This is a genomic window from Desertibaculum subflavum, from assembly GCA_003576705.1.
In the GTDB taxonomy this organism is placed as follows: Bacteria; Pseudomonadota; Alphaproteobacteria; order Ferrovibrionales; family Ferrovibrionaceae; genus Desertibaculum; species Desertibaculum subflavum.
Genome location: QOZS01000111.1, coordinates 1 through 5509 on the forward strand (window position 1 = coordinate 1; position 5509 = coordinate 5509).

At 71.4% G+C, this 5509-nt stretch carries 4 protein-coding genes; 2 read left to right on the forward strand and 2 right to left on the reverse strand.

The genetic code is table 11. The features are described from left to right. Both DT074_RS27420 and DT074_RS27425 read left to right on the forward strand, forming a co-directional pair. On the forward strand, nt 1-688 hold a 688-nt coding region (locus tag DT074_RS27420; protein WP_368744949.1), incomplete at its 5' end, for a chemotaxis protein CheB. Continuing rightward, entirely contained in the window at nt 685-1497 is an 813-nt protein-coding gene (locus DT074_RS27425; protein WP_119423011.1) for a CheR family methyltransferase, read from the forward strand. The genes DT074_RS27420 and DT074_RS27425, both read left to right, overlap by 4 nt. Nucleotides 1498-1519: 22 nt before the next feature. Here DT074_RS27425 and DT074_RS27430 read toward each other — a convergent pair whose 3' ends face one another. Further along, complete coding sequence (locus DT074_RS27430) at nt 1520-4237, reverse strand: cation-transporting P-type ATPase (RefSeq protein ID WP_119423012.1); 2718 nt, start codon at nt 4235-4237, stop codon at nt 1520-1522. Nucleotides 4238-4316: 79 nt separating this feature from the next. Next, a partial coding sequence (locus DT074_RS27435) for a penicillin-binding protein activator (RefSeq protein WP_162915284.1) occupies nt 4317-5509 on the reverse strand: 1193 nt, incomplete at its 5' end.

The window sequence follows — 5509 nt, forward strand, 5'->3', positions numbered from 1 at the left end:
GCCGCGCGCCGCCCGCCGCCGGCCGAACCAGACGCCGCGCGCCGCGCGCCCGCTGGCCGCGCCGCCCAAGCCGGCCAGGATCGTGCTGCGGGCAGCCAGCAGAATGCCGCCCCGGGCGCTCGCCATCGGCTCCTCCACCGGCGGCCCGCAGGCGCTGTTCCAGCTGTTCCAGCTGCTGAAGGGCCAGATCCGCCAGCCGATCTTCATCACCCAGCACATGCCGGCCACCTTCACCACCATCCTGGCCGAGCACCTGACGCGCATCGGCGGGGTGCCGTGCCGCGAGGCGAAGGACGGCGAGCCGGTGCGCGACGGACAGGTCTACCTGGCGCCGGGCGACTGGCACATGACCGTCGCCGTCGAAGGCGGCGCCAAGGTCGTTCGCCTGAACCAGAACCCGCCGGAGAGCTTCTGCCGCCCGGCCGTCGATCCGATGCTGCGCAGCCTGTCGGAGGCCTATGGCGGCCAGCTGCTCGCGGTGATGCTGACGGGCATGGGGCAGGACGGCCTCAAGGGCAGCAAGGCGCTGATCGAGGCCGGCGGCACGCTGATCGCCCAGGACGAGGCGACATCGGTCGTCTGGGGCATGCCGGGCGCGGTGGCGACCGCAGGGCTGTGCGCGGCGGTGCTGCCGCTCGCCGACGTCGGACCGACGGTGATGCGCTTCATGTCAGGAGCCGGGCTATGAACCCGTGGGATTTCGACTTCATCGCCGGCCTGTTGAAGCAGAAGTCCGGCCTGATCGTGTCCAAGGACAAGGTCTACCTGCTGGAGAGCCGGCTGGTGCCGGTGGCGCGCAAGCACGGTCACGGCACGCTGGAGGCGCTGATCGGCAAGTTGCGCACCGGCGGCGACGACAAGCTTCTCCGCGAGGTCGTCGAGGCGATGACGACCAACGAGAGCTTCTTCTTCCGCGACAACAAGCCCTTCGAGGTGCTGCAGAAGGAGACGCTGCCCTTCCTGCTGCAATCGCGCGCCGCCAGGAAGCAGATCCGCATCTGGTGTGCCGCCTGCTCGACCGGGCAGGAGCCCTATTCGATCGCCATGATCCTGAAGGACGAGGCGGCCAAGCTCGCCGGCTGGAAGATCGAGATCGTCGGCACCGACCTGTCGACCGACGTGCTGGACCGCGCCCGCAACGGCCTCTACAGCCAGTTCGAGGTGCAGCGCGGCCTGCCGATCCAGCTGCTGCTGAAGAATTTCGCGCAGAAGAACGAGATGTGGCAGATCAACGCCGACCTGCGCTCCATGGTGCAGTACCGGCAGATCAATCTGCTCGACGATCTCGGCTCGCTCGGCCAGTTCGACGTCGTGTTCTGCCGCAACGTGCTGATCTATTTCGACCAGCAGACCAAGACCCAGGTGCTGGACAAGATCTCGCGCCAGATGCCGCAGGACGGCGTGCTGTTCCTCGGCGGCGCCGAGACCGTGCTCGGCATCTCGGAGCGCTTCAAGCCGATGCCCGGCCAGCGCGGCGTCTACGCCATGGCGGCGTAGGCCGCGCCGTCTCCCGCTCGCGTCACGGCGTCGCCGCCGGGCGCGTGATGTTCTGCCGGATCCGCTTTTCGATCTCGACCGCAAGAAGCAGGGCGACCCCGACGCCCATCACCGCGGCACCGTCGACCGGCCCGATCGGCCGGGTGCCGAAGACCTTGTCCATGCCCGGCAGATAGGTGAATGCCGCCTGCGCCAACGCGGTGCAGGCGACGCCGAGCAGCACCGCCGGCGTGCCCAGCACGCCTCGCCAGGTCAGCGAAGTGCCGTGCACGTAGCGGACGCTGAACAGATAGAAGATCTCCATCGCGACGATGGTATTGACCACCAGGGTGCGGGCTTCCTCCAGCGAGCGCCCGCGCGTCTCGGCCCAGAAGAACATGCCGAAGGCCCCGGCCACGAACAGCACCGAGACGAAGGCGATGCGCCAGACCAGATCGGCCGACAGGATCGGCGCGTCGCGCGGCCGCGGCGGCCGTCTCATGCTGCCGTCCTCGTTCGGCTCGAAAGCGAGCGTCAGGCCGAGCGCCACCGCCGTCACCATGTTGATCCACAGGATCTGCACCGGGGTCACCGGCAAGGTGAAGCCGAGCGCCAGTGCGAGCACGATGGTCAGCGCCTCGCCGCCATTGGTCGGCAGAGTCCAGCCGATCACCTTGAGGATGTTGTCGTAGACGGTGCGGCCCTCGCGCACGGCGGCGACGATCGAGGCGAAGTTGTCGTCGGCCAGCACCATCTCGGCGGCCTGCTTGGCTGCTTCGCTGCCCTTCCGGCCCATGGCGACGCCGACATCGGCACGCTTCAGCGCCGGGGCGTCGTTGACCCCGTCGCCGGTCATGGCGACCGTCAGGCCTTCGGCCTGCAGCGCCTGCACCAGGCGCAGCTTGTGCTCAGGCGTCGTACGGGCGAAGACGTCGGTCGTCCGCACGCAGCGCCTCAAATCGTCGTCGTCGATCAGCCCCAGCGCCTGTCCGGTCATCACCTGGGGCTCTGCGGCAATGCCGAGCTGGCGGGCGATCTCGCGCGCGGTGACCGCATGGTCGCCGGTGATCATCACGACGCGGATGCCGGCCGACCTGCAATCCGCGATGGCGTCGATCGCCTCGGGCCGCGGCGGATCGATGAAGCCGATCAGCCCGAGCAGGATCGCGCCGCTTTCCACATCCCGGAACGTCAGCTCGCTCTGGCCGTGACGCGCGGCCTTGACGGCGAAACCCAGCATGCGCTGGCCCTGTGCCGCCAGCCGGTTGCCGGCGCGGCGCCAGGCCTCCGCATCGATCGGGCGGTCGCCGCCGGCCCGCCGCTCCTGCGTGCACATTTCCAGGATGCGCTCCGGCGCCCCTTTGATCAGGATGAAGCGGTCGTCGCCGTGGCCATGATGCAACGTGGCCATGAAACGGTGCTGCGCGTCGAACGGGATCTCGTCGCTGCGCGGCAGCTGGCGGCGGGTCAGCAGCGGGTCGATGCCGGCCTTCATCGCCAGCGCCACCAGCGCGCCCTCCATGGGGTCGCCGTCCACCGCCCATCCGGCCGGCGTCTCCCGGATCTCGGCATCGTTGCAGAGCAGGGCCGCGCGCATCAGCTCGATCGCGACGCCGCTCTGCTCCGGTTCGATCTCCGTGCCGGCCGTGCTGATCGCGCCCTCCGGCGCGTAGCCGATCCCGGCCACTTCGTAGGCACCATCGGCGGTGACCAGCGCCCGCGCGGTCATTTCGTTCCGCGTCAGGGTGCCGGTCTTGTCGGAGCAGATCACCGAGACGGAGCCCAACGTCTCCACTGCCGGCAACTGGCGGACGATGGCGTTGCGCGCCGCCATGCGGCTGACGCCGATCGCCAGCGTGATCGTCATGATGGCCGGCAGGCCTTCCGGGATCGCCGCCACAGCCAGCCCGACCACGGTCATGAAGGCATCGGCCAGCGGGTAGCCGCGCGCGAGCCAGGCGAACAGGAAGGCCAGCACCGCGACGCCGAGGGTCGCCGCCGTTACCTGCTTGGCGAAGCGGTCCATCTGCTGGATCAGCGGCGTCCGCAGGGTCTCGACGGTGCCGAGCAGAGCGCCGATGCGGCCGAGCTCGGTCCCCGGCCCGGTGGCGACGGCGACGCCGATGCCCTGGCCCGCGGTGACGAAGGTGCCGGAGAACGCCATCGGGGCCCGGTCGCCCAGCGCGGCGTCGGCGGCGACCGGTGCGACCGATTTTTCCACCGCGACCGATTCCCCGGTCAGGACCGCCTCCTCGATCCTGAGATTGCGCGCCCGGATCAGCCTCAGGTCGGCCGGCACGCGATCGCCTGCCTCGAGCAGCACGATATCGCCGGGCACCAGCGCCTCCGCCGGCACGGTCGCGCGGCGGCCGGCGCGCAGCGCCGCCGCCTTGGGATCGATCATGCCGCGGATGGCGTCCAGCGCCTGCTCGGCGCGGCCCTCCTGGATGAAGCCGATCGCCGCGTTGAGCACCACGACGCCGAGGATGACCAGGGCATCGACCGCATGGTCCAGCAGGAACGACAGCAGCGCCGAGCCGAGCAGCACATGGATCAGCAGGTTGTCGAACTGTGCCAGCAGCCGCCGGAGCATGCCGCGGCGCGGCGCGGCCGGCAGGCGGTTCGGCCCGTGCGCGGCAAGCCGGCGCGCCGCTTCGTCGGCGCTCAGGCCCTCGGGCGACGCCGAGAAGGCCGCCAGCGCCTCGCCGGCCTCCGCGGCGTGCCATGCCCGTTCGCTCGCGTGGGTGCCGGCTGTCGTCATCGGGGTCTCCGATAGCCCGGCGCGACGTGCGGATCCCTGACCAGGATCAAGGCGTCGCCGCGCTTGCGGCCCGACCGCGCTACTGCCCGATCGCCTGGAAGCTCTGCGGCGCCGGGCGGACGACGCGGAAGCCGCCCGCCGTCACCTCCAGGATGGCGAGCCCGCGCTCGGCCACGCCGCCGGGTGTCAGCCGGAAGATGCCGTTGAAGCCGGCAAAGCCGTCCGGGCTTTCCAGCGCCGTCACGCTGAAGGCATCCGCCCGGCGGCTCTTCGCCAGCACGGCGGCGAGCGCCACCGCGTCATAGGCGAGCGAGGCGATGCGCGGCGGCCTTCGGCCGAAGGCCTGGTCGAAGCGGCGGACGAAGGCGTCGGCGAGCTCCGGCGGCACGCCGGCGAACCAGCCGCCGATCAGCGCCGGCTCCTTGCCGAGGCCCGGCTCGTCCCACAGGCCGGTGCCGAGGAAGCGCACATTGGCCGGATCGATGTCGTAATAGGGCAGCAGCGGCGCCAGGTTGCGCAGCGCCTGCCCGCCTTCCGGCAGCAGCACGGCCTGGTAGGACAGCTCTCCGTAGGTGTCGGCGCGGGCGATGCGGCGGAGCTCCCGCTGCGCCTCCTCGTCGGCGCGGGCGGCAAGCTCGCGCTTCACCCGCTGCAGCTCGGCATGCCGGCGGTCGTAATCGGCGAGCCGCTTCACGACAGGCGTCAGGTCCGGCGTGCCCGGCGCGAAGGTCTCGACCTGCACCAGCGTCGCGCCGGCATCGGCGATCGCCTGGCGATAGGCCGCCAGCGTCGCCTCGCCATAGGGCGTCTCCGGCGCCAGCGCGGCGAACTGGGTGATCTCGCGGCCGGCGGCGAAGCGCACCACCTGGGTGATCTGCTCCTCCGGCGTGAAGCCGATCAGGTAGACGCCGTTGCCGGCCACGCTGCGGTCGGTCGAGAAGCCGATCACCGGAATGCCGGACGGCCGCGTCGCCTCGCCGACGGCGCGCACCTCGGCGGCGAGCAGCGGGCCGAGCACGATGCCGGCGCCAGCCGCCATCGCTTCGCGCGCCGCCTCGGCGGCGCGTTCCGGCCGGCTTTCGGTGTCGCGCGGCAGCAGCACGATGTCCTGGCTGCCGGTCTCGACCAAAGCGAGATGCGCGGCGTCCAGCATCATGCGGCCGATCGCCGCCTGCGGGCCGGAGAGCGGCAGCAGCAGCGCGACGCGGGCCGGCCCGCCCAGCGCCGGCGGGGTCAGGCCGGGCGCCAGCAGCTCGGCCGTGCTCGGCGGCG

Bases quoted from the DNA above. Each gene is read 5' to 3' on its own strand.
- DT074_RS27425 (WP_119423011.1), top strand. From the start codon at position 685: ATGAACCCGTGGGATTTCGACTTCATCGCCGGCCTGTTGAAGCAGAAG.
- DT074_RS27430 (WP_119423012.1), bottom strand. From the start codon at position 4,237: ATGACGACAGCCGGCACCCACGCGAGCGAACGGGCATGGCACGCCGCG.